Here is a 22721-nt window from a genome sequence, read left to right as displayed (position 1 = left end):
TTACCGTACTCAAGTACAGCCTGCGGCTAGCTTCCTACTTTGCTCTTTGATTTTCATTGAGTACAAATGTTAGCTTACAATTGAAAATTTGTCTATTTTTCTTCATTTTGTTCGTTTTTAAAACCAAAACACTAATAAAACATTTGATTTCTAAAGTTATTTAGTGTAAAATAAAAACATTGGCTCAAGCCTATTTAAAATTAAATATCATTTTACTTGTTTATGTCGTGAATTGGCACGACGTTTCTACAAGGTGCCGGAACACCTAACAATAAGTAAGTTAGCTTGAGGGGATGGTCTTTTTTGCCATGCCTATTTTGGGGACTTGCTTAGAGATTAAGTAGGTCCTTTTTTCTATTAGTTTTTTCTAGTTAAGGATCAGAAACAAGCAAATGGATTGGCTTTTAGACTTTAGGAGGTCTTATGAAATTATTAGAAGAGCGCATCCTCAAGGATGGGCGTATCTTGGGTGATAACATCCTCAAGGTGGATTCCTTTTTAACCCACCAAGTTGACTTTAGCTTGATGCGAGAGATTGGTAAGGTTTTTGCGGAAAAATTTGCTTCTACTGGTATTACCAAGGTCGTAACCATTGAAGCGTCTGGTATTGCCCCAGCCGTTTTTACAGCTGAAGCCTTAAACGTTCCCATGATTTTCGCTAAAAAAGCTAAAAACATCACTATGAACGAAGGAATCTTAACTGCCGAAGTTTACTCCTTTACCAAGCAGGTAACCAGCACCGTTTCTATCGCTGGAAAATTCCTCTCACCAGAGGACAAGGTTTTGATTATCGACGATTTCCTTGCTAACGGCCAAGCTGCCAAAGGCTTGATTCAAATCATCGAACAAGCTGGTGCCACAGTCGAAGCTATCGGTATTGTGATTGAAAAATCTTTCCAAGATGGCCGTGATTTGCTTGAAAAAGCAGGCTATCCTGTCTTATCACTCGCTCGTTTGGACCGTTTTGAAAATGGTCAAGTTATTTTTAAGGAGGCAGATCTCTAATGCAAACTCAAGAAAAACATTCGCAAGCAGCCGTTCTTGGCTTGCAACACTTACTAGCTATGTACTCAGGATCCATCCTGGTTCCCATCATGATTGCGACAGCCCTTGGCTATTCAGTTGAGCAGTTGACCTACCTGATTTCCACAGATATCTTCATGTGTGGGGTGGCAACCTTCCTCCAACTCCAACTCAACAAATACTTTGGGATTGGACTCCCAGTCGTTCTTGGAGTTGCCTTCCAGTCGGTAGCTCCCTTGATTATGATTGGACAAAGCCATGGTAGTGGTGCTATGTTTGGTGCCCTCATCGCATCAGGTATTTACGTGGTTCTTGTTTCAGGCATCTTCTCAAAAGTGGCCAATCTCTTCCCATCTATCGTAACAGGATCTGTTATTACCACGATTGGTTTAACCTTGATTCCTGTAGCTATTGGAAATATGGGAAATAACGTTCCAGAGCCAACTGGTCAAAGTCTTCTGCTTGCAGCTATTACCGTTGTGATTATCCTCTTGATTAACATCTTTACCAAAGGATTTATCAAGTCTATCTCTATTTTGATTGGTCTGGTTGTTGGAACTGCCATTGCTGCTAGCATGGGCTTGGTTGATTTCTCTCCTGTTGCGGCAGCACCACTTGTCCATGTCCCAACTCCCCTCTACTTTGGGATGCCAACCTTTGAAATCTCATCGATTGTCATGATGTGTATCATCGCAACGGTATCTATGGTTGAGTCAACCGGTGTTTACCTAGCCTTGTCTGATATCACAAAAGATCCGATCGACAGCACACGCCTGCGCAACGGTTACCGCGCAGAAGGTTTGGCCGTACTTCTCGGAGGAATCTTTAACACCTTCCCTTACACAGGATTTTCACAAAACGTTGGTTTGGTTAAATTATCAGGTATCAAGACTCGTCTTCCAATCTACTACGCGGCTGGTTTCCTGGTTCTCCTTGGACTCCTTCCTAAGTTTGGCGCCCTTGCCCAAATCATTCCGAGCCCTGTCCTCGGTGGTGCCATGCTGGTGATGTTTGGTTTTGTATCGATTCAAGGGATGCAAATCCTCTCCCGTGTTGACTTTGCTAACAATGAACACAACTTCCTTATAGCAGCTGTATCAATCGCTGCAGGTGTCGGACTCAACAACAGTAATCTCTTTGTCAACATGCCAACAGCCTTCCAAATGTTCTTCTCAAACGGAATCGTCGTAGCCAGCCTACTCGCCATTGTCCTCAATGCAGTATTAAATCATAAAAAGAAATGAGAAAAAGAGGTGTGAACCTCTTTTTTGTTTCTCTATATCCTTACCTGTCTGTCTTCTGACCGCTGGCCTGTGACAAACATGGTAAAGGTTGCTTTGCAGACGTTTCTGCCTTCTTGATTGGTGATATCGACATCCACTACACAGGTTGTACGACCTTGATGGACGCATTCTCCTTTAATGGTCAACACATCGTCGAGTTTTCCAGCCTTGAGGTAGTTGATAGAGGATTGGAGTGTCACCCCATCAAGCCCCAGCGAGATAACCACCAAACCACTAATCTGGTCACAAAGGGTAAAGAGATAGCCACCATGGGCATTGCCATAATAGTTGAGCGACGAGTCCACCACTTTCGTCGTCACCACAACGTGACCATCTCTCATTTTTTCAATTTCGTAATTTTCAAAGGCAGATATAGCGTCAAAATGAAAATCTTTCATCGTTTCCTCCTGATATTTCAAACGACACTATGATACTACTTTTTATAGGACTGTGCAAGGAGAAAGCTCCTAGTCTGGCAAAATTCCGACCTGTTCTACAAAGCTCATAAAGGCTGCCTGTCCTTGTTCCGTTTGCTTGTAAACTCCTGCATCCTCCAAAACACGTGCAAAAATTTTACCCACAGAGTCCTTGACGATTTCAAGGGCTTTTTCTTTATCTGTTAGAGCTGGATATTGGGCTCTAAGTTGGTCTGCCCATTCCTGATGATAATCGGAAACTGTAACAGCTTCTCCCACGAGATAGCTAGCGACTTGCTCCACTTCTTCTTTCAGACGTGGTGGCAAGATTGCCAAGCCCATGACCTCAATCAAGCCGATATTTTCCTTCTTGATATGTTGGACATCCTTGTGGGGATGATAGATGCCATCAGGATGTTCTGCAGAAGTCTGATTGTCCCGCAAGACTAAGTCCAACTCAAACTGGCCATCGCGTTTACGGGCAATGGGTGTGATGGTATGATGCGGTGTCCCATCAGTCTCAGCCAAAATCTGCACTGCAGGATCTGAATACTGGCGCCATTCCTGCAAAATCTTGTCAGCTAAGTTGATCAAATCTTCTTTGGAATCCGAAGTCAAACGCAACACTGACATGGGCCACTTGACAATTCCAGCCTTGACCTGCTCAAAACCAGTAAAAGAGAAAGTCTTTTGCAAGGGAGCCAATTCCATAGGAAATACATGACGGCCTCCCTGATAGTGATCATGAGTTAGAATAGAGCCCCCCACAATCGGCAAGTCGGCATTAGAGCCAGCAAAATAGCCTGGAAACTGCTCTACGATAGCTAGCAGACGCTCAAAACTCTGACGACTAATGGCCATGGGGCGATGCTGACCGTCTAAGAAAATACAGTGCTCATTAAAGTAAGCATAGGGCGAATACTGGAAGCCCCATTCCTGACCAGCCATTTCAAAACGGATAATCCGGTGGTTGCTGCGAGCTGGGTGGTTAACTCGACCATGGAAGCCCTCATTCTCTAGACAAAGCTGACACTGAGGATAATTACTAGCTTGCACCAACTTGGCTGCCGCAATCTCTTTCGGATCCTTTTCAGGCTTAGAGAGGTTGATGGTAATTTCAAGTTCACCGTAATCAGATGGAACACGATAAGCAATATTTTTAGCAATGGCCTTGAGTTTGATGTAGTCATTCTTCTGACTGAGTTGGTAAAAATCCTCTATCGATTGCTCAGGAGAGTGGACATAGGTTTCCCAGAAGTCACGATTGACCTGACTCGGACAAGGAGTCACCAAGTCCATCAGTTCAGCACCAAGGATTTCACGCGCAGTCTGACTATCCTCAATTTTCTCTAATCGAACAGCTTCCTCAACCAGCTGGTCCTTGAGGTCAATCAATTTATCCAGATTGGTCTCAACTTCCAAAACACCATCTCCCACTCGTGCCAAGACACGATTAGTCAGGTAGATTCGATCCATTTCCTCAAATGAACTTTCAGAAATGACATGTGTTACAAATTTATCTACTAAGGTCACTATAGAGCCTCCTTTTGACTAGTCAAGGACGCGAGTGCCACCTGCAACTTCAGCGATATAGAAGCTTGGAGCGTATCCAACTACTTCCTCGTAGTGTTTGCCAACAGCTTCCTTAAAGGCATCAACAGCATCTTTTTGCACCAAAGCAATGGCACATCCGCCAAAACCTGCCCCTGTCATACGAGCACCGAGAACTCCTTCTTGTGCCCAAGCTGTATGAACAAGAGTATCCAATTCCAAACCAGTTACTTCATAGTCATGCTCTAGGGAAACGTGTGACGCATTCATCAAACAACCAAATGTTTCCAAATCTCCTGCTTGAAGGGCTGCTTGCGCTTTAAGGGTACGTTGGTTTTCAAGCACAGCATGGCGAGCACGTTTCAAACGATTTTCATCTTTAATCAGATAGCTGTATTGGTCAAAGGCCCACTCATCCAATTCACCCAAGGTCTGAATATCTAAAGCTGCTTGCAATTCTTCCACTGCTTTTTCACACTCAGCACGACGTTCATTGTATTTAGAGTCCGCCAATTCACGGCGTTTATTAGTGTTCATGATAACAACAACATTGTCCTTCAAATCAAGTGGCACCAAATCATACTCTAAAGTGTTAGTATCTAGGTAAATAGCACGTTGGTCAGCCCCCATACCGATAGCAAACTGGTCCATAATGCCAGAATTTACTCCGATAAAGCTATTTTCTGTTTGTTTTCCGATTTTAACCAAATCGAGACGCTCTAATTTTAAATCAAAGAGATGCTCTGCCACAACCCCTGTCAAAAGTTCCAAAGATGCTGAAGAAGACAAACCAGCACCATTTGGGATATTCCCATAAACATAAAAATCAAACCCTTTGTCAATCACATGCCCAGCTTCTTGCAAGAAATGAAGAACTCCTTTTGGATAATTGGTCCAGTTATGCTCTTTTTCAAACTTGAGGTCAGCGAGAGGCACTTCGATAATACCCTTGTCCTCAAAGTTAGCTGAGTAGAAACGCAAGACTTGGTCATCACGTTTGCGAGCAGCCCCATAAGTTCCCAAGGAAATAGCAGCTGGAAAAACGTGCCCACCGTTGTAATCTGTGTGTTCACCAATCAAATTAATACGACCTGGTGAAAAAAAAGTTTGGTCTGCTTCTTGACCAAAAACGGCAAGAAAGTCTTTGCGAAGAGCTTCAGCAGTAAGATGTTGTGTCATATGATTTCTCCTTTTACTGTCCGTTAAGCCGCCTTAACGTGTAATCGTTTTCTTCTATTGTATCCAAGGGATTTTCCAAGGTCAATCCTTTTTACTAAACTTTTACTAAACTATCGGTAAAAAGCAGAAAAATATGATATACTAACCTAATCAAGGAGGATTTATGGCTACCTTAAAAGACATTGCACAGCTAGCCTCTGTCTCTATCGCGACCGTATCCCGTGTCCTCAACCGCGACCAGAGCCTATCTGTTACAGAAGAAACCAGACACCGTATTTTAACTGTTGCTGAAGAGTTGGGCTATACTAAGCACCTCAAGACAGGCGAGTCCCACAAGCCCAAGCAAAAGATTGCCATTATCCAATGGGTCAGTGAACAAGGGGAGCTGGACGACCTCTACTACTACCAGATTCGCCTAGGCATAGAAAAAAGAGCCCAAGAGTTGGACTACGATATCTTGCGCTATTTTAATGACCATCCTTTTACCCTAAGCGAGGAAGTCATCGGGATTCTCTGCATCGGAAAGTTTAGTCGAGCTCAGATTTCTGCCTTTGAAGAATACCAAAAGCCTCTTGTCTTTCTAGACAGTGATACTCTTTCGCTAGGACATACCTGCATTATCACGGACTTTTACACTGCTATGAAACAGGTTGTCGATTATTTTCTCAGCCAAGGGGTGAATCGCATTGGGATTCTAACAGGTCTTGAAGAAACAACCGACCAAGAAGAAATCATTGAGGACAAGCGGCTGGAAAATTTCAGAAACTACAGTCAAGCGAAGGGAATCTATCATGATGAATTAGTCTTTCAAGGAAGCTTTACTGCCCAGTCTGGCTATGACTTAATGAAAGAGGCTATTCAGAGTTTGGGAGACCAACTGCCACCTGCCTTTTTTGCAGCTAGCGATAGTTTAGCTATCGGTGCCCTCCGTGCCCTCCAAGAAGCTGGAATCACCCTGCCAGACCGCGTCAGTCTTATTTCCTTTAACGACACCAGCCTGACAAAGCAAGTCTATCCTCCCCTCTCCAGCATCACCGTCTATACCGAAGAAATGGGCCGAGCAGGTATGGATATTCTTAACAAGGAAGTACTCCACGGTCGGAAAATCCCTAGTCTAACCATGCTGGGAACCAGACTGACTCTGAGAGAGAGTACAAAGAATGATTAGAATTACAAAACGACCGCTAGCAAGGCTGTTTCTCTAATAATCTCTATGATTCCGCTCCAACTCACACCTTTCGCTTATGTGCTTGGTGACTTTCTAGATCAACATCAACTTCAATGGTAATATTTTGAAAGCCACAATCTTTGAGGAAAATTCGAATAGATTCTTTACAAGTTTCCATATGCTCCATCTCTTTTAAACAAACATGGACAATGGCATTTTTTTCCAAACCATCCATAGTCCAGAGATTAAGCTGATTGATACTAGCGACATGATCCAATTCTGCTAAATCCGTCTTGATCTTCTGGATATCTACTCCTTCTGGCACTGCATCGAGGAATATCTTGAGCGTGCTCCAAAAACGTGGAAGGGCTTTTGACAGAACAAAGAAGGAAATAGCAATAGACAAGAGCGGATCCAAGATATACCAATCGGTAAATCGAAGAACAATGGCCATCAGGATGACAGCCACCCAACCCAAGGTATCTTCCAGAAAGTGCAGGCTGAGAATGGATTCGTTCTTGGTTTGTCCTTTGCGAATGACGAGACTCGCTAGCACATTGATAGTAATCGCAATAATTCCTAACCAGAAAATCCCCTCATCATTGACCGATTGTGGATGAAAGATTTTCGCTATATTTTCCAAAATCACTAGGATGGATCCTGTGATAAGAATCACAGCAGTCACCAGGGCCCCTAAAAGACTAAATCGCTTGTAACCCAAGGTATAATGCCTATCTTCTTCACGATTGGAGATTGTTTCTAGAAGGGCTGATATGCCAATGGCTATAGCATCCCCCAAGTCATGAACAGAATCAGCGAGAACGGCACTCGAACCAAATATTCCTCCTGCGATAAACTCAACAATAGCATAGCTTAAATTTAAGAAAAAAGCTATCCAAACAGTATATTTTGCCTTCATCTTTCTCATTCCTTTGTTATAATAGATTTATGAACACCTTGTTCATTATCATTATCCACTAAAACTCAAAGAAAGGATAGAAGCAAAAGGTCAGCTTTATTCAGTTCTGAACAATTTGCCTCAAGTGTCTATATGACTAAGATTGACCGCCGTATCAGCAAAACAAAAAAAGCCATCTTTCAAGCTTTTCTACAACTTTTGAACGATAAGGGCTACGAATCCACTACAGTTCAGGATATCATTGAACTCGCAGATGTTGGACGTTCCACCTTTTACTGTCACTATGAGAGCAAGGAACTACTTCTGGACGAGCTTTGCCGCTACCTCTTTCATCATCTCTTTGAAAGAGAGCAACCCATTTCAACTGAGGACTACCTCGCCCACCTCTTTCTTCATTTTCAGAAAAACCAAGACCATATCACCAGTCTGCTATTTTCCAAAAATGACTACTTCCTCCGTCAACTCCATAAAGAGCTAGAACACCATGTCTATCCCATGTTGGCTGATGAGTTAAAAGAAGCCCACACTAATCTGCCTACTTCTTACCTCCAACACTTGGTCGTGTCCAACTTTATCGAGACATTGACCTGGTGGCTCAAAAAAGGACAAGACTTTACATACCAGGAAGTTGTCCAGTTTTATCTAGACCTTCTCATTCCTAAAAATTGAATACAGAGTAGAGCTCAGTTGCCTTATTTCTAGGCTACTGAGTTTTTATCTTTTCAACAATCAAAAAAGCCCAGACAACATTGTCTGAGCGTTCTTCTATATGGTCGTTTAACAAAGTTGAGTTTGACATTTTCAAACTATTTCTTCAACAAACCTTGTTCTTGTAGAAACTCCTTGGCTACTTGTTCTGCTGACTTGCCTTCAACACCGACTTGGTAGTTGAGCTGGCTCATCTGGCTTTCAGTAATTTTACCAGCCAATTTATTGAGAACTGTTTCCAACTCTGGATGTTTCTTGAGAAGAGCTTCTTTCATCAGTGGAGCCCCTTGATAAGGTGGGAAGAGTTGCTTATCATCTTCCAAGACCTGCAAATCATAACGCGCCAACTCTGCATCGGTTGAATAGGCGTCCGTGATTTGAATATCACCTGACTGAATTGCCTGATAGCGAAGAGCTGGCTCCATGGTCGCCACATTGAGATTGAGACCATACATTGATTGCAAGCCCTTATTTCCATCTTCACGGTCATTAAACTCAAGTGTAAAGCCTGCCTTCAACTGCCCTTCCACTTTTTTCAAGTCCGAAATGGTCTTCAAGCCATATTCTTGAGCAATCTTTTTCGGAACAGCTACAGCATAGGTATTTTGATAAGACATTGGTTTGAGATAAGCTAGATGATCCTGTTTGGCAATACCATCACGCGCCACCTGATAAACCTGATCTGGCTCATGACTCACTTTCGGTGATGGTTGCAGCAAACTTTCAGTCACCGTTCCTGTAAATTCAGGATAGATGTCAATATCGCCTTTTTTCAGAGCTTCATAAAGAAAGCTTGTTTTCCCAAAATTTGGTTTAACAGTCGCAGTCATGCTGGTATTTTCTTCAATAAGGAGTTTATACATATTGGCCAAAATTTCTGGTTCCGGTCCCAATTTCCCAGCAATAACCAAGTTTTCTTTCTCATTTTGAGCCAAGAGGGCTGGACTATAAGACAAACCAAGCAATATTGTCACCAAGGCAAAACCAGAAAAAATCGTCCGCAATTTTGCTTTTTCCATCACTTTTAGTAGGAAGTTAAAGGCAATGGCAAGCACTGCAGAAGAAAGGGCTCCAATCAAAATCAGACTGGCATTATTACGGTCAATTCCCAAAAGGATGAAGGACCCCAGTCCTCCCGCCCCAATCAAGGCAGCCAAGGTTGCCGTACCGATAATCAAGACAGCCGCCGTCCGAATTCCAGACATCATAACAGGCATGGCAAGTGGAATTTCAAACTTCTTGAGACGCTCCCACCTAGTCATCCCAAAGGCAATCCCAGCCTCTTGCAGACTCGGATCAATTCCTTTCAGCCCAGTAATGGTATTTTGCAAAATCGGAAAAATCGCATAAATCACTAAAGCTGTCAATGCCGGTAAAGTCCCAATTCCCATCAAAGGAATAAAGAGTCCCAATAAGGCAAGAGACGGGATAGTCTGGAAAATCCCTGCAATCTGCAAGACCCAGTCGGCCAATTTCTCATGATAGCGAAGATAAACAGCCAAAGGAATCGCGATAAAAATAGCTAGTAACAAGGTTAAAAGTGACAACTGCAAATGTTGAGATAGAGCTGTCAACCAATCACTAAAACGATCCTGAAAAGTTGCAATTAAATTAGTCATGAACACTACCTCCAAACAAGTCTGCTACAAATTCTGTGGCAGGAGCTTTTAAAATAGTCTCAGGATTCGCCACCTGGCGAATTTCTCCATCCTGTAAAACAGCAATACGGTCCGCCAACTTCAAGGCCTCATCCGTATCATGGGTCACAAAAATCGTTGTCATCCCAAACTCTTTATGCAATTCTTTAGTCAGAACCTGCAACTGTTTTCTCGAAATAGCATCAAGAGCCGAAAAAGGCTCATCCATGAGGAGAATCTTAGGCTGACCAATCATAGCCCGTACAATTCCAACACGCTGTTGCTCCCCACCAGATAATTCACTAGGCAAACGATGCCCATACTCAGCTACTGGTAAACCAACCTTTGCCAAAAGCTCTTCTGTTTTCTGAGCAATTTCTTCCTTAGTCCATCCTTTCATCTCAGGAATCAGGGCAATATTTTCCGCAACCGTTAGATTTGGAAAGAGAGCAATGGCCTGTAAAACATAACCAGTAGAGAGACGAAGCTCACGCTCGTCATAGTCTTTTATGCGCTTGCCATCCATGTAAATATTTCCATCAGTTGGTTCCAAAAGACGGTTAATCATCTTGATCATGGTCGTCTTACCGGACCCAGATGGCCCAACTAAAACCATAAATTCCCCATTCTCAATCCGTAAATTAACATCTCTCAAGACATCTTTTTCTGTGTAACGTAAAGCTACATTTTTGTATTCAATCATTCTTTGTCCTCATTTAAAACTTCCCTCGATTGGTCAAGTCTTCTACCTTAGGCATGACTTCCTTATTGTCCCAATGCTCCACAATTTTCCCGTTTTCTAGACGGAAGATATCGTACTGGGCATAGGCAACTCAACCAATCCGATTCTGACCATAGCTAACCACATAGTTTCCTTGTCCTAAGAGCTGGAAAACAAAGTCAAAAGTGGCCTTTACTTATAAACAGCTAATTTGCTCCATTTTAAGCCTCATTTTCCTCCTCTTTCAGATTAGCCAAAATTCTTTCTTGAAAGGCTTCAAACTGACGAATTTCTTCCTCTGAAAACCCTTTGTAAAAGATCGTATCCAATTTCTGACTGACACGATGCCCCACTTCTTTCTGGGACTGCCCCAAATCTGTTAAAACTAAATACTTCTTACGCTTGTCTTCTCCGCATGGACTAACAGTTACAAGATTTTGTTCCTCTAGTTTTTTAATCATCGTTGTCAGAGTATTATTAGCAAGCCCAGTCGCAAGCGCAATATCTGTCGCAGTTGCGCAGCCAGTTTCACTATTCCATAAAACTGCTAAAATCTTCCCCTGTTCACTTCGATAAAGAGCTTCAGGATCTTGGCTCAGTAACTTTTGAAAAATCCGCCCATTCAACAAACGAATATGATGAGCTACCAAATGACTATCTTTCATGACACCTCCAATTTATTTCGATATCGAAACGAATAAAGCAATTGTAACACTCATTATTCTAACTGTCAACTATTTCGATTTAGAAATAATTTTTCCAAGTAAAAAATCTCCCACCCAAGGTAGAAGATTCTAATCTTATAAACTTAATCCGTTATGTCCGATACCAACGTTCGATGCTCCAATGGAACACTGCACATAACTAGCAAGAAAATGAAACCTGACTGAATCCAGAAGAGGGCCAAGTCAAAGATTCCGTGTACAGCAACCACTGTAAGGAAAGACAGATAAAGACCGATAATCGGGCGTTTCCCCGACTCCTGACTCATATCCATCATCAAGCGAACAGGAGCAACAGAAGACAAAACTAATAAAATAGTCCCTACAATTCCGTAACTCAGAATCGTATCAATATAAAGGCTGTGAGCATGTTCATGATAAGGAGCATTTATCCGAGGATACGAGTGCATATAGGTCAATGGCCCCTCACCCCAAAAAGGATTTTGCTTAAACAAGGCCATCCCAGCATCCCAGATAGAAATGCGTTCTTCCATAGAAGAATCTAAAGTCCCCATCCGAACTCCCAAATCACTGGAAAAGAGGAAGCTCAAGCCAATCGCAAAGACCCCAATACTAAGCCAAAAGGCCTTCCAGTTTTTAATGGTCGTAAAGAGATAGATGATTGCTCCAGCGATAATAGCAGGAAAGGCAGTTCGATTTTGAGTAAAGTTCAATCCAAAGAGATTCACAAAGCCTGCAATCACACAGAATACTTTCAACCAATTCAACTTGGTCGTTGTAAACAGATAGAAGGCAATCATGATACAGAAACAACAAATAATTCCATAATAATTAGGATTAAAGAAGGTCACTTCTGCACGATTCTGATGCCACACCTGCATATTGGGTGAAAGAAAAGCATAGTTGAATTTCTTCACAATTTGGAAATGTTCTAAACTCGCAAAAGCAGCTGACAAGACGCTACCAAACAAGACGAGCTGCAAAATCAATCGAAAGAATTTATGTGATAAAATCGACTGATAATGCAAAAAGAAAACAGTAAATAGAAAAATTCCTACCGAAGCCACAACTCCCATCCAATTTTGTGCAAAAACGGATATAACAGTACTATAGCCAAGAAAAAGAAGCAGCATCGGATGCTCCCCCATTTTCTGAAGAATACTTTTCATGTCTCCTGTAAAAATCAAACTAATAATATATAAACAGAATACAACTACAAAAAGATAAAAGGGTAAAAAGATACTCAGGATAATTCCCAATAAAATCAGCTCTTTACTAGACAACCCTTTCAGCTTTTCAATAAAGCCTATTGATTTCAAAATGAATCCTTTCTCTCCAAATCAATTGATTCAGATAATAGTAAGCTACCCTTTATTGTACCACTTTTTTAGCAATTTGAAAACAAAGGAAACGTTTTCTAAAATAAAAACCCTATTTTATCAACCATATCAAGGCTTCAAAATGTTACTTCAATTCCGTTCTCAATTACCCGATAAGTCTGATTTTGCAAATCAATTTCTGCTACTGCTGTTACGGACTTATCTTTATTTTGACGTTTGATTACAATGCTGTGGGATGTTGGTGTTTCAACGTCAATAGTTCCTTCTAAATCAAATGCTTCTGAACGATTACGGAAAGAAAATAGATTGAGAAGGGCCTTCACTACAGGACGTTGGACTTCTTCTGCTATTTCCTCATTGCTATAGTAATGACGATTAATATTTCGACCTTCTTTAGTTTCTTCTAATAATTTCAAATCATTCTTGCCTGCTAATAAACCTACATAGTAAACCTGAGGAATACCTGGGGCAAAAGCTTGAATTAAGCGTGCAAGGAAATACTTGACATCATCGTCTCCAAGCGCAGAATAGTAGGTTGAATTAATTTGGTAGATATCTAAATTGTTATACTCGGCACTGGAGTACTTACGTTTGACATTAGCTCCAACCTTATAGAGCTCATTTGAAGCATAGTCGATTTCCTCATCAGTCAGGATATCCTTGACATCCACCACTCCAATCCCATCATGGGTGTCCAGCGTCGTAAATTGCTTCATCGGGCTCATCTTTAACCACTTAGCCAAACGCTCTGTTCTGGAACTGTAAAGAGTATAAAGTGTCACCATTGGAAGAGCAAAATCATAAACATAGTAATCATGGTCTGCTATTTTAAACTGAATCGAATAGTGTTCATGAATCTCAGGTAAAAGCTCTGTCCCATACTCAGCAGCGATATCTCGAACTTTGTCCAATAAATCCCAAATATCTGGTTCTACAAAGAAATCATTAGTATCCAATTTCTTCACTGCATAAGCAAAGGCATCTAGACGAATCAAATCACACCCATTACTTGCCAAGTGCTGAATGGTCTTACGGATAAATTCCATCGTTACTTCTTTGGTCACATCAAGATCAATCTGCTCCTCACCAAAGGTATTCCACAAATGTTCCACTGAACCATCTTCAAACACAATCTCTTGCTTTGGTGCACGATCCTTACGCTTGTAAATTAAATCTACATCAGACTGTGTCGGACGGTTTTCTGGCCAAAACTTATCCCAGTTTAAAAAGAGATCTTTAAATTCACTGACTTCATGTTTTTCTTGATAGTCCTTATAGTACTTGGATTGACGAGAAATATGATTAATCATAAAGTCAAACATAAGATAATATTTCTCACCTAAACGCTTAACGTCCTCCCAATCACCAAAAGCTGAATCCACTTCGTCATAGTCAACTGGCGCAAATCCACGATCGCCTGTTGATGGGAAAAATGGTAGAAGGTGAACTCCCCCAATAGCATATCCAAAATGCTCTTCCAAATTCTCATATAAGTCTTTAAGATTATTTCCAAGACTATCTGAATAGGTAATCAACATAGTTTTATTCTGAATTGGCATCATTACTCTCCTTTTTCTAATTGAAGCCAAGTCTCATATGACTTGGCTTTTATGAGTTTATGTATTTTAAGAATTGCTTCATAGGGTACGATTGAAATCAACAAGCTGAATCGTCCCTTCGTATACGGAATTGAACACGGGACTAATTTCTTAGGAAAAAAGATAAATCTTCTTGTGTGCAAGCACACTACGTCAATTTCCTATTTTTCTACAGAAATTTTCAGCAAGCTGAATCGTCCCTTTGTATCTTATTTCACCGCGCCGTTGCTCATTCCTGAAATAATATGTTTTTGGAAGATGAGGTAGACGACAGTAATTGTTACAATTCCCACAATATAGGATGCAAAACTTGGCCCATAGTCATTAAAATACTGACCTTGGTAGTTGTACTGGAAGAGAGGCAAAGTCCACAGCTTGGAATCCTTATTCAAAATCAACAATGGCAACATAAAGTCATTCCAGAACCATAATGCATTGATAATCAAGGTTGTAGCATGCATGGGCTTCAGCATTGGAAAGATAATTCGACGGTAAGTTGTAAATCGATCAGCCCCATCAATTTCTGCAGCTTCATCTAAACTATCTGGTACACTGATTTTAATATAACCAACATACAAGAAGAGAGTCTGTGGAATTGCATAAGTTAGATAAAGTAGTACCAACCCCCACATATTTGCCAGGCCGAGTTTGCTCATCATAACTGTGATAGGAATCATAATCACCTGAAATGGAACAAATATCCCTAAAATCAAGAGCGAATACATAATTGCAAAGGCTTTTTTCTTGGACATATTTCGAGCAATGGAATAGGCTGCAGCTGGTATAAAGAAGGCTACTACAATCAATGATAACACCGTAATAACAGCTGAATTCCAGAAATAGCCTCCAATCCCATCCGAAATCAATCGTTCATAATTGCTTAATGTAAAAGGATTGGGCAAACCAAAGAAATGATTCATGATATCCTTGGTTATCTTGAAGGAACTAAAAACCGTTACCAACAAAGGAACAAGTATGAGAATACCACCTACTATCAAGAGGACATACTTCCAAAACTGATTCAATTTTTCTTCTTTTTTCATGTGTAAGACTCCCCTATTAGATTTCAAATTTCTTTGATAGTTTGATTTGGATCAGAGAAACAATTCCAATAATTAAGAATAAAATCAAGGCAATTGCATTCGCATATCCATATTGATTACTCTTGAAGGCATAGTTGTAGACTAAAAGACCAAGAGACGTTGTAGCATTATTTGGACCACCACTCGTCAAGGCAAAAATTTGGTCAAAGGCAGTCAAACCAGACTTAAGAGCTAGGATAAAAACCATAGAAATCGTTGGTAGCAAATATGGTAATTCAATCTTCCAAAAAGTTTGTTTGCTTGTTGCACCATCAATTGATGCCGCCTCCAAAATATCACTTGGAATACTCTGAAGACCAGCAAGAAAGAGAATAATTGGCATTGCTACTCCTTGCCATAGAAGAACAAAAATAGTTGCCACTACCGCTCCAATTGGTGTTCCTAATAGACTTTCTTGTAAAAAACTAATCCCTAAAATTTTTCCAATCGTTGGAAGACCATAGTTGAAGAATTGTTTAAAAATCAAGGAAACTGTCAAACCAGACAAAACAGCGGGGAAAAAGAACCAAGCCCTAAAGAAAGTCTGCCCTTTCATCTTAGAATTTAAGGCTCGAGCCACAACCATCCCAATTGTAATCTCTCCAATAATCAATGCCAGGGTTAAAATCAAAGTAAAAGCAATGGCTGTGAAGAACTTCCCATCAATCATCAGCAATTTGTAGTTATTCAGACCAACAAATTTATAATTATAGGTCAATCCAGTCCAGTTAGTCAAACTATAGAAAGCACCTTGTACCATCGGAAAGTAAAAGAAGATAGCTTGTAATGCAAGCGGGATGAGCAAAAAAGTCCAACCCCAGTATTTATTTAAAATTTTTCGAATAGCCATATCATCTTAACTCCTATTCTAGTCCAAATCTGCCTTCATTGGATTAAAGAAAGCATTGAGATTGTTTGCCATATTTTTCAGATTTTTATCCATCAAGTAACCTGCACTTAGATTGAAAAAATCTTCTTCAGAATTCCAGTGTTGGCCCAACCAAACATAATGTTTATCCGTAAATGCTAGTTTAGAAATCTCTGCAAGTGCTGAATCTTCTTTTTCCTGTACACCTTTTACAGCAACTGGTGATCCATCCACATCATAATATGCCTGCATAGCTTTTGGACTAGTCATATAGCTGATAAATTCTTCGGTTTCTTTAGGATGTTTGGTAGTAGCTGAAGTTGATAATGCCATGTCCCCTGCACCAACAGTGACTTCTTTTCCTACTTCTTCTCCTGGGAAGGCAAACATCCCCACATCAAATTTTGGATCCTGTTGATTAATTGCCGCTAATGCCCATGATCCTTGTGGCATCATCAAGGCTTTTTCATTCGAGAATGCTACCACCGCATCATTATAAGAAGCACCACGCCATCCATCTTGAGCATTGTCTGCCAACAAATCTAGTCGTTCTGCATCTGATTTTAAAATAGTATCATCTACAGAAATAGCATTTGGTTTTGAAAAGCGAAGATAGTTATTAGCTGCGTCTCCACTGCCTGTAATAGTAATGAGAGAAAGTTGGTGATAACCGTTTAATGTCCATCCCTCATTGCCTGCAACTGCAAACGGAGAATTCCCACTATCTTTTATCTTTTTAACAATCTCTTGAAACTCTTTAAAAGTCTTCGGTTCCTCAAGTCCTAATTCTTTAAACTTTGTTTTATTGTAATAAATTCCATAAAGGTTAGCAGTTAAAGGCACATTATAAATCTTGTTATTGATTGCATACTTTTCTGCATAGTCATTCTTAATGTTCTCAAGATAAGATTTCCCTGTCATATCTGCAAAATAACCTGCTTTTGCCCACTCCTGAAAATCCATATTTTGAGGATAGATATTAACAATATCTGGAACATCTCCTGATAAAATCCGAGTCTTTAGAACAATTCCAGCTGCCGGAACAGTCGTCAGTTTTACATCAATAGTAGGATGATCCTTTTCAAAATGATCTACAATTTTTTGCAAAGTATCCGCCATTTCGGTCTTCTGGTTAAAAAATTCAATCGTTACCTTTCCATCAGTCGATTGACTATTCTGACCACAAGCTGCTAGGCCTAGTAAACTAACCCCAGCTACTAAAAGAAAACCTGCTTTCTTATACCATTTCATTGGAAAGCCTCCTTTATAAAATTATACACCTTTATTATAGTCTTCTAAAAATATACTGTTTACTCAAAAAATCTCCCTGGGATAAGATAACAGTTAAACCTGCATACATGAGTTCTGCACCTGAGTAAACTTCTCCATTTTCCCGTAATTCATACAGTCCCTCTTCATCCAAATCTTTTAATTTTAAAGTTGTTTCCATGGTCTCTACAACTGACAAAACGCGAACGTAGGTTACAATCGTTTGATTTTTGTAATTAAATTGTACAGCTGCTTCATTGGATGCAGACTCGGGATTGATTAACCTATACTGTTGTCCTAACTGAACTACTGGTCGTAATTCTTTATACAAGTTCACCTGATTAGCAATCTCAGTTTTCTCTTCATCTGATAAACTTGTCAAATCAAGCTCATATCCCAAATTTCCCATCATTGCTACATGGCCACGTGTTTCTAATGGTGTCATTCGTCCCATCTGATGATTCGGTACTGCTGAAACATGAGCCCCCATAGAAATGGTTGGATAGAGATAGGATGAACCGTATTGAATTGGTAAACGTGCAATAGCATCAGTATTATCACTAGCCCAGACTTGTGGGAAATAGCGCACCATACCCAGATCATTTCGTCCACCACCACCAGAGCAGGACTCAAAGAGAATATGGCTGTGCTTCTCTGTCAGATAAGAAACGAGTTCGTAAAGCCCCAACATGTACTGATGAGATTGCATCTGTGTCTCTAGATAAGTAAAGCCATTTCCTAGGTTAGTCATATTACGATTCATATCCCATTTAATGTAATCAATCTCATGATAAGATAGGAGTTGATCTAATACATTTTTCAAGTATTCTACTACCTGAGGATTGGCAAGATTAAGTACTAATTGATTCCGAGAATAAGTATGCTCATAGCCAGGAACCTGAATAGCCCAGTCAGGATGTTTACGATACAAATCACTATCTACAGAAATCATCTCGGGTTCTAACCAAAGCCCAAACTGCAAACCTCTTTCATGGATAACTGAAATCAGACTTTCTAGACTTCCACCCAGTTTTTTCTCATTAACAACCCAATCACCTAAAGCACGATTATCATCAAATCGATTGCCAAACCAACCATCATCTAATACAAAAAGTTCAATGCCAACTTTCTTAGCTTCATCAGCTAGCTCTAACAGCTTTTCTCTCTGAAAGTCAAAGTAGGTAGCTTCCCAGTTATTGATTAGGATTGGACGCTCTTTTTTAGAAAATTTACTTGGCATAATGTGCTTCAGTACAAAATTATGACTTTCATGACTAACACCAGTTAATCCCTTATCTGAATAAGTCACTAAAGCTACCGGTGTTTCAAAGTATTCCTCAGGGTCTAACTTCCAAGAAAAATTTTCCGGATTTATGCCAATAGCCACCCGAACTTCATTCAATTGATTCTTTTGAGCAAAAGCTTCAAAGTTTCCACTATACATTAGTTGAATAGCAAACACATTTCCAGCATCCTCTGTGACTCCTTGATCACATAAGAGAAGAGCTGGTGTTTGAGCATGCCCAGAAGCTCCACGGTTCGAACTAATCGAAAAGATTCCTTGTTCTACCTGTTGACGTCTGACAGTCTTTTCACGAGCATAAGCTCCCTGAAGAGTTACGATTTCGTAAGCTGCAGCAGGGAAATCAGCCATAAAAGAAAAGTCCTTATGGATGATAACTTCCTGATTACTATTATTCTCCAATTTGCTGTAACTAGCAATTGTCGCATCATTATCAAAAGCAGTATAATACAAAGTCAGACTAAGTTGAGCCTTAGAATCTTCTAACATTAAGACAAGAGTCTCTGTATCATCCACGCTGTGTGGAGAAGGTAAGCCCTGTGGACCATTCTGACCTTTTAAAATCTTTGCTTCTACAAATCGAAAGTCTGTTACTTCAGTTGCATCATGCTGAACCTGTAAAGTTGGTTTTCTAAAGTCACCCAAACCATGTTGTCCAAAAATTTGACGTTGTGTATCTAAGCTAAAGGTTCGATTAGTAGCTGTTGGATTTCCTGAAAAGGCATGATCTCGTTCATAAACACTATTGGAACCTTTATAGTTCTTAATAGTCTTTCCTAAATGTTTCAATAGTAAGTAGCCATTTCGATTTTCAATGATCAAACTTAGATTTTTACTCTCAACATAAAATAGATTATTCTCTATCCTAACACCCATTTACTTCACCTCATCACTTTATTGACTATATTTTATCATCTGAAATCGCTTTCTAAAATGGAAAAATGTCTCAAGAATATGGTAAAATGTTAGGTAGGAGGTAGCACATGCTAGTTTTTTCAGAATACCAGACTGGAACAATTGACCTTTCCTTAAGCTTTTATGGATATGAGGAATGCACACCTAATTACTCTTTTGGTCCAGCAATTCGAGATACATACGTTCTACATTACATTACTAAAGGACAAGGAAAATTTCATTACAAGGGTAAAATTGTTGATTTAAAAGAAGGAGATTTCTTTCTATTAAAACCAGATGAACTAACCTTTTATCAAGCAGATAGTGAAGAACCTTGGGCCTACTACTGGTTAGGAATCACTGGAGGGAAAGCTCCTGACTATTTTGCTCTTTCTCAAATTTCTGATCAATCCTATCTCATCCAATCTGAAACTTGTCAAACACAAACAACTTCAAAACTCATCTCAGATATTGTCCGCTTCGCTCAGATTACAAAATCAAATGAATTAGCTCAACTCCATATCATGGGACAGCTCCATGAACTGATGTTTCATCTGGGAACTATTGCTCCCAATCAGAAAAAAAAGAATATTTCATCAACCCACCAACTCTATCTTGAATGCAAAAGATTAATTGATAGCCACTATCCTCAATCACTTACAATTCAAGATTTAGCGAAAGAACTATCCGTTCACAGAAGCTACTTATCAAGCGTATTCAAAGAATTTAATACCTTATCACCCAAAGAATACCTACTCTACGTTCGAATGCACCGAGCTAAACAACTTCTCGAAAATACCCAAGAGTCTATCAAAGTAATTGCATATTCAGTAGGTTTTTCAGATCCACTCCATTTTTCAAAAGCTTATAAACAATACTTTAATCAGACTCCAAGTCATACAAGAAAAGAATATTCCCAACACCAACTAGTGAGAAAGGAAACACTATGAAATCCTACCAAGCCGTCTACCAAATTCTAGCTAAAGAAACCGATTATATCAGCGGAGAAAAGATTGCAGAAGAACTATCACTGACTAGAACATCAATTTGGAAAGCCATCAAGCGTTTAGAACAAGAAGGCATTGAAATTGATAGTATCAAAAACAAAGGCTATAAACTGGTGAATGGAGACCTTATTCTTCCAGAACTTCTAGAACAAAATCTTCCAATTAAAATCAGTTTTAAACCCGAAACAAGATCAACACAACTCGATGCAAAAGAAGCAATTGATTTAGGAAATGAAGCAAACACCCTCTATCTAGCTTCCTATCAAACAGCTGGCCGTGGCCGTTTTCAACGTTCTTTCTACTCCCCACAAGGTGGCATTTATATGACACTCCATCTCAAACCAAATCTTCCCTATGACAAATTACCATCCTACACACTACTTGTAGCAGGAGCTATCTACAAAGCCATTAAGAACCTAACTTTAATAGATGTCGACATAAAATGGGTCAATGATATCTACCTCAAAAATCATAAAATTGGAGGAATTCTCACTGAAGCAATGACCTCTGTAGAAACAGGCTTAGTCACAGATATCATTATTGGAGTAGGAATCAACTTTACTATTAATGATTTCCCACAAGAATTAAAAGAAAAAGCTGCTAGCTTATTTAAAACTACAGCTCCAATAACAAGGAATGAATTAATCATAGAAATCTGGCGTGCTTTCTTCGAAACACCAGCAGATGAGTTATTATACCTATATAAAAAACAGTCATTCGTGCTTGGAAAAGAAGTTGCTTTCACACTGGACAAAAAAGACTACAAGGGACTTGCTAAAGATATCTCTGAAAATGGAAAACTTTTAGTACAATGTGATAACGGAAAAGAAATCTGGCTCAATAGCGGAGAAATTTCACTCAAGAGTTGGAAGTAGTAATAAATAAGCACAACCATAAAAACGACAATATATAAAGATTTTAGCTTTTCTGCAGCCCACTACAGTTGACAAAGAGCGCAAAAAAACTTCAGATAAGTAATCCAATTAAGTTTTACAAATCTGAAGTTTTTATTCTACTATTCTTAAAAATACAAAAAAAGAGAGTTATAAACCCTCATTAAAACGGAGAATAAGGGATTCGAACCCTTGCGCCAGTTACCCGACCTAACGATTTAGCAAACCGTCCTCTTCAGCCTCTTGAGTAATTCTCCAATTAATGGGCACGAGTGGACTCGAACCACCGACCTCACGCTTATCAGGCGTGCGCTCTAACCACCTGAGCTACGCGCCCAAGTTAAAAACTTGGTAATTTGAACAAAGTTCAAAGCGGGTGACGAGAATCGAACTCGCGACAACAGCTTGGAAGGCTGTAGTTTTACCACTAAACTACACCCGCATACATACTATAAGTAAAAATGGCGCGAGACGGAATCGAACCGCCGACACATGGAGCTTCAATCCATTGCTCTACCAACTGAGCTACCGAGCCTTATTGCGGGAGCAGGATTTGAACCTACGACCTTCGGGTTATGAGCCCGACGAGCTACCGAGCTGCTCCATCCCGCGTTAATACAAAAGGAGGATGTGGGATTCGAACCCACGCACGCTTTTACACGCCTGACGGTTTTCAAGACCGTTCCCTTCAGCCGGACTTGGGTAATCCTCCATAATATTCAAATGGACCTTGTAGGACTTGAACCTACGACCACTCGGTTATGAGCCGAGAGCTCTAACCAGCTGAGCTAAAGGTCCAACAAGATCATTATAGCGGCGAAGGGGATCGAACCCCCGACCTCCCGGGTATGAACCGGACGCTCTAGCCAGCTGAGCTACACCGCCATATATCGGGAAGACAGGATTCGAACCTGCGACACCTTGGTCCCAAACCAAGTACTCTACCAAGCTGAGCTACTTCCCGAGTTAAATAGAAAAATGCACCCTAGAGGAGTCGAACCTCTAACCGCCTGATTCGTAGTCAGGTACTCTATCCAGTTGAGCTAAGGGTGCTCTATATTATGCCGAGGACCGGAATCGAACCGGTACGATCGTTACCAATCGCAGGATTTTAAGTCCTGTGCGTCTGCCAGTTCCGCCACCCCGGCCTCTCTAAGCGAACGACGGGATTCGAACCCG

At 40.4% G+C, this 22721-nt stretch carries 19 protein-coding genes, 11 tRNA genes, 1 pseudogene and 1 riboswitch; of the genes and pseudogenes, 6 read left to right on the top strand and 25 right to left on the bottom strand.

What is annotated here, in order from left to right:
* Positions 1 to 196: 196 nt before the first annotated feature.
* A riboswitch (purine riboswitch) is annotated at positions 197 to 292 on the top strand.
* Positions 293 to 423: 131 nt separating this feature from the next.
* Together SK608_RS02780 and SK608_RS02775 are read left to right on the top strand one after the other, a co-directional pair.
* A complete protein-coding gene (locus SK608_RS02780) occupies positions 424 to 1005 on the top strand; it encodes a xanthine phosphoribosyltransferase (RefSeq protein WP_033676426.1) in 582 nt (193 codons plus the stop codon).
* Positions 1005 to 2267: a nucleobase:cation symporter-2 family protein gene (locus tag SK608_RS02775; RefSeq protein WP_033676423.1), complete on the top strand. Its 1263-nt coding sequence runs from the start codon at positions 1005 to 1007 to the stop codon at positions 2265 to 2267. Before SK608_RS02780 ends, SK608_RS02775 begins: the two co-directional genes overlap by 1 nt.
* Positions 2268 to 2299: 32 nt before the next feature.
* Here SK608_RS02775 and SK608_RS02770 read toward each other — a convergent pair whose 3' ends face one another.
* The 3 genes from SK608_RS02770 to SK608_RS02760 form a co-directional block, all read right to left on the bottom strand.
* Positions 2300 to 2704, bottom strand: a complete 405-nt coding sequence (locus SK608_RS02770) for a PaaI family thioesterase (protein ID WP_000651198.1) — start codon at positions 2702 to 2704, stop codon at positions 2300 to 2302.
* Positions 2705 to 2773: 69 nt separating this feature from the next.
* The gene (locus SK608_RS02765) at positions 2774 to 4255 is read right to left on the bottom strand and encodes a UDP-glucose--hexose-1-phosphate uridylyltransferase (protein WP_033676421.1); all 1482 of its coding nucleotides are present in this window, start codon (positions 4253 to 4255) and stop codon (positions 2774 to 2776) included.
* Positions 4256 to 4273: 18 nt separating this feature from the next.
* Positions 4274 to 5452, bottom strand: a complete 1179-nt coding sequence (locus SK608_RS02760) for a galactokinase (protein ID WP_033676420.1) — start codon at positions 5450 to 5452, stop codon at positions 4274 to 4276.
* 163 nt (positions 5453 to 5615) lie between these two features.
* On the opposite strand from SK608_RS02760, the gene galR reads away from it, so the two are divergent.
* Positions 5616 to 6620 carry a DNA-binding transcriptional regulator GalR gene (galR, locus tag SK608_RS02755; protein WP_033676418.1) on the top strand — a complete coding sequence of 335 codons (1005 nt, stop codon included), beginning with the start codon at positions 5616 to 5618 and terminating at the stop codon, positions 6618 to 6620.
* Between the two features lie 61 nt (positions 6621 to 6681).
* Here galR and SK608_RS02750 read toward each other — a convergent pair whose 3' ends face one another.
* Complete coding sequence (locus tag SK608_RS02750; RefSeq protein WP_033676416.1) at positions 6682 to 7539, bottom strand: cation diffusion facilitator family transporter; 858 nt, start codon at positions 7537 to 7539, stop codon at positions 6682 to 6684.
* Positions 7540 to 7671: 132 nt separating this feature from the next.
* Here SK608_RS02750 and SK608_RS02745 point away from each other — a divergent pair, with 132 nt between their 5' ends.
* Positions 7672 to 8208 (top strand): TetR/AcrR family transcriptional regulator, encoded by a 537-nt coding sequence (locus SK608_RS02745; RefSeq protein ID WP_033676414.1) that lies wholly within the window; start codon positions 7672 to 7674, stop codon positions 8206 to 8208.
* Positions 8209 to 8345: 137 nt separating this feature from the next.
* Here SK608_RS02745 and SK608_RS02740 read toward each other — a convergent pair whose 3' ends face one another.
* From SK608_RS02740 to SK608_RS02700, 10 genes and pseudogenes are all read right to left on the bottom strand, one after another.
* Positions 8346 to 9866, bottom strand: a complete 1521-nt coding sequence (locus SK608_RS02740) for an ABC transporter permease/substrate-binding protein (RefSeq protein ID WP_033676412.1) — start codon at positions 9864 to 9866, stop codon at positions 8346 to 8348.
* Positions 9859 to 10587 (bottom strand): ATP-binding cassette domain-containing protein, encoded by a 729-nt coding sequence (locus SK608_RS02735; RefSeq protein ID WP_033676410.1) that lies wholly within the window; start codon positions 10585 to 10587, stop codon positions 9859 to 9861. Before SK608_RS02735 ends, SK608_RS02740 begins: the two co-directional genes overlap by 8 nt.
* A gap of 13 nt (positions 10588 to 10600) precedes the next feature.
* Positions 10601 to 10792, bottom strand: a pseudogene (locus SK608_RS11415) (nuclear transport factor 2 family protein); the annotation flags it as partial.
* A 34-nt stretch (positions 10793 to 10826) separates the two neighbouring features.
* Positions 10827 to 11270 carry a MarR family winged helix-turn-helix transcriptional regulator gene (locus SK608_RS02730; protein ID WP_033676408.1) on the bottom strand — a complete coding sequence of 148 codons (444 nt, stop codon included), beginning with the start codon at positions 11268 to 11270 and terminating at the stop codon, positions 10827 to 10829.
* A 143-nt stretch (positions 11271 to 11413) separates the two neighbouring features.
* On the bottom strand, positions 11414 to 12607 hold the full coding sequence (locus SK608_RS02725) for an O-antigen ligase family protein (RefSeq protein ID WP_033676406.1): 1194 nt from the start codon (positions 12605 to 12607) through the stop codon (positions 11414 to 11416).
* A 137-nt stretch (positions 12608 to 12744) separates the two neighbouring features.
* A complete protein-coding gene (gene gtfA, locus SK608_RS02720; protein WP_033676404.1) occupies positions 12745 to 14187 on the bottom strand; it encodes a sucrose phosphorylase in 1443 nt (480 codons plus the stop codon).
* 248 nt (positions 14188 to 14435) lie between these two features.
* The gene (locus SK608_RS02715; RefSeq protein WP_033676402.1) at positions 14436 to 15269 is read right to left on the bottom strand and encodes a carbohydrate ABC transporter permease; all 834 of its coding nucleotides are present in this window, start codon (positions 15267 to 15269) and stop codon (positions 14436 to 14438) included.
* A gap of 16 nt (positions 15270 to 15285) precedes the next feature.
* On the bottom strand, positions 15286 to 16158 hold the full coding sequence (locus SK608_RS02710) for a carbohydrate ABC transporter permease (protein WP_001007715.1): 873 nt from the start codon (positions 16156 to 16158) through the stop codon (positions 15286 to 15288).
* Positions 16159 to 16176: 18 nt separating this feature from the next.
* Positions 16177 to 17427 (bottom strand): extracellular solute-binding protein, encoded by a 1251-nt coding sequence (locus SK608_RS02705; protein WP_033676401.1) that lies wholly within the window; start codon positions 17425 to 17427, stop codon positions 16177 to 16179.
* 34 nt (positions 17428 to 17461) lie between these two features.
* Positions 17462 to 19624, bottom strand: a complete 2163-nt coding sequence (locus tag SK608_RS02700; protein WP_033676398.1) for an alpha-galactosidase — start codon at positions 19622 to 19624, stop codon at positions 17462 to 17464.
* A gap of 107 nt (positions 19625 to 19731) precedes the next feature.
* Here SK608_RS02700 and SK608_RS02695 point away from each other — a divergent pair, with 107 nt between their 5' ends.
* The gene (locus SK608_RS02695; RefSeq protein ID WP_033676396.1) at positions 19732 to 20592 is read left to right on the top strand and encodes an AraC family transcriptional regulator; all 861 of its coding nucleotides are present in this window, start codon (positions 19732 to 19734) and stop codon (positions 20590 to 20592) included.
* Positions 20589 to 21524 carry a bifunctional biotin--[acetyl-CoA-carboxylase] ligase/biotin operon repressor BirA gene (gene birA / locus SK608_RS02690; protein WP_033676392.1) on the top strand — a complete coding sequence of 312 codons (936 nt, stop codon included), beginning with the start codon at positions 20589 to 20591 and terminating at the stop codon, positions 21522 to 21524. Before SK608_RS02695 ends, birA begins: the two co-directional genes overlap by 4 nt.
* A 187-nt stretch (positions 21525 to 21711) precedes the next feature.
* Here birA and SK608_RS02685 read toward each other — a convergent pair.
* The 11 genes from SK608_RS02685 to SK608_RS02635 form a co-directional block, all read right to left on the bottom strand.
* A tRNA-Ser gene (locus SK608_RS02685) sits at positions 21712 to 21799 on the bottom strand.
* A gap of 6 nt (positions 21800 to 21805) precedes the next feature.
* Positions 21806 to 21879, bottom strand: a tRNA-Ile gene (locus SK608_RS02680).
* A gap of 34 nt (positions 21880 to 21913) precedes the next feature.
* Positions 21914 to 21984, bottom strand: a tRNA-Gly gene (locus tag SK608_RS02675).
* A 20-nt stretch (positions 21985 to 22004) separates the two neighbouring features.
* A tRNA-Phe gene (locus tag SK608_RS02670) sits at positions 22005 to 22077 on the bottom strand.
* A gap of 3 nt (positions 22078 to 22080) precedes the next feature.
* A tRNA-Met gene (locus SK608_RS02665) sits at positions 22081 to 22154 on the bottom strand.
* 10 nt (positions 22155 to 22164) lie between these two features.
* Positions 22165 to 22254 (bottom strand) — tRNA-Ser (locus tag SK608_RS02660).
* Between the two features lie 12 nt (positions 22255 to 22266).
* Positions 22267 to 22340, bottom strand: a tRNA-Ile gene (locus SK608_RS02655).
* A 13-nt stretch (positions 22341 to 22353) separates the two neighbouring features.
* Positions 22354 to 22427, bottom strand: a tRNA-Met gene (locus SK608_RS02650).
* Between the two features lie 5 nt (positions 22428 to 22432).
* Positions 22433 to 22506: transfer RNA gene (locus SK608_RS02645), tRNA-Pro, on the bottom strand.
* A gap of 15 nt (positions 22507 to 22521) precedes the next feature.
* Positions 22522 to 22595: transfer RNA gene (locus SK608_RS02640), tRNA-Arg, on the bottom strand.
* A gap of 9 nt (positions 22596 to 22604) precedes the next feature.
* A tRNA-Leu gene (locus SK608_RS02635) sits at positions 22605 to 22690 on the bottom strand.
* Positions 22691 to 22721 lie beyond the last annotated feature (31 nt).

The sequence above is a fragment of the Streptococcus mitis subsp. hohhotensis genome (assembly GCF_000722775.1).
In the GTDB taxonomy this organism is placed as follows: domain Bacteria; phylum Bacillota; class Bacilli; order Lactobacillales; family Streptococcaceae; genus Streptococcus; species Streptococcus carlssonii.
The sequence above is the reverse complement of the archived record's forward strand: the minus strand, read 5'-3'. Positions and strand labels throughout refer to the sequence as shown.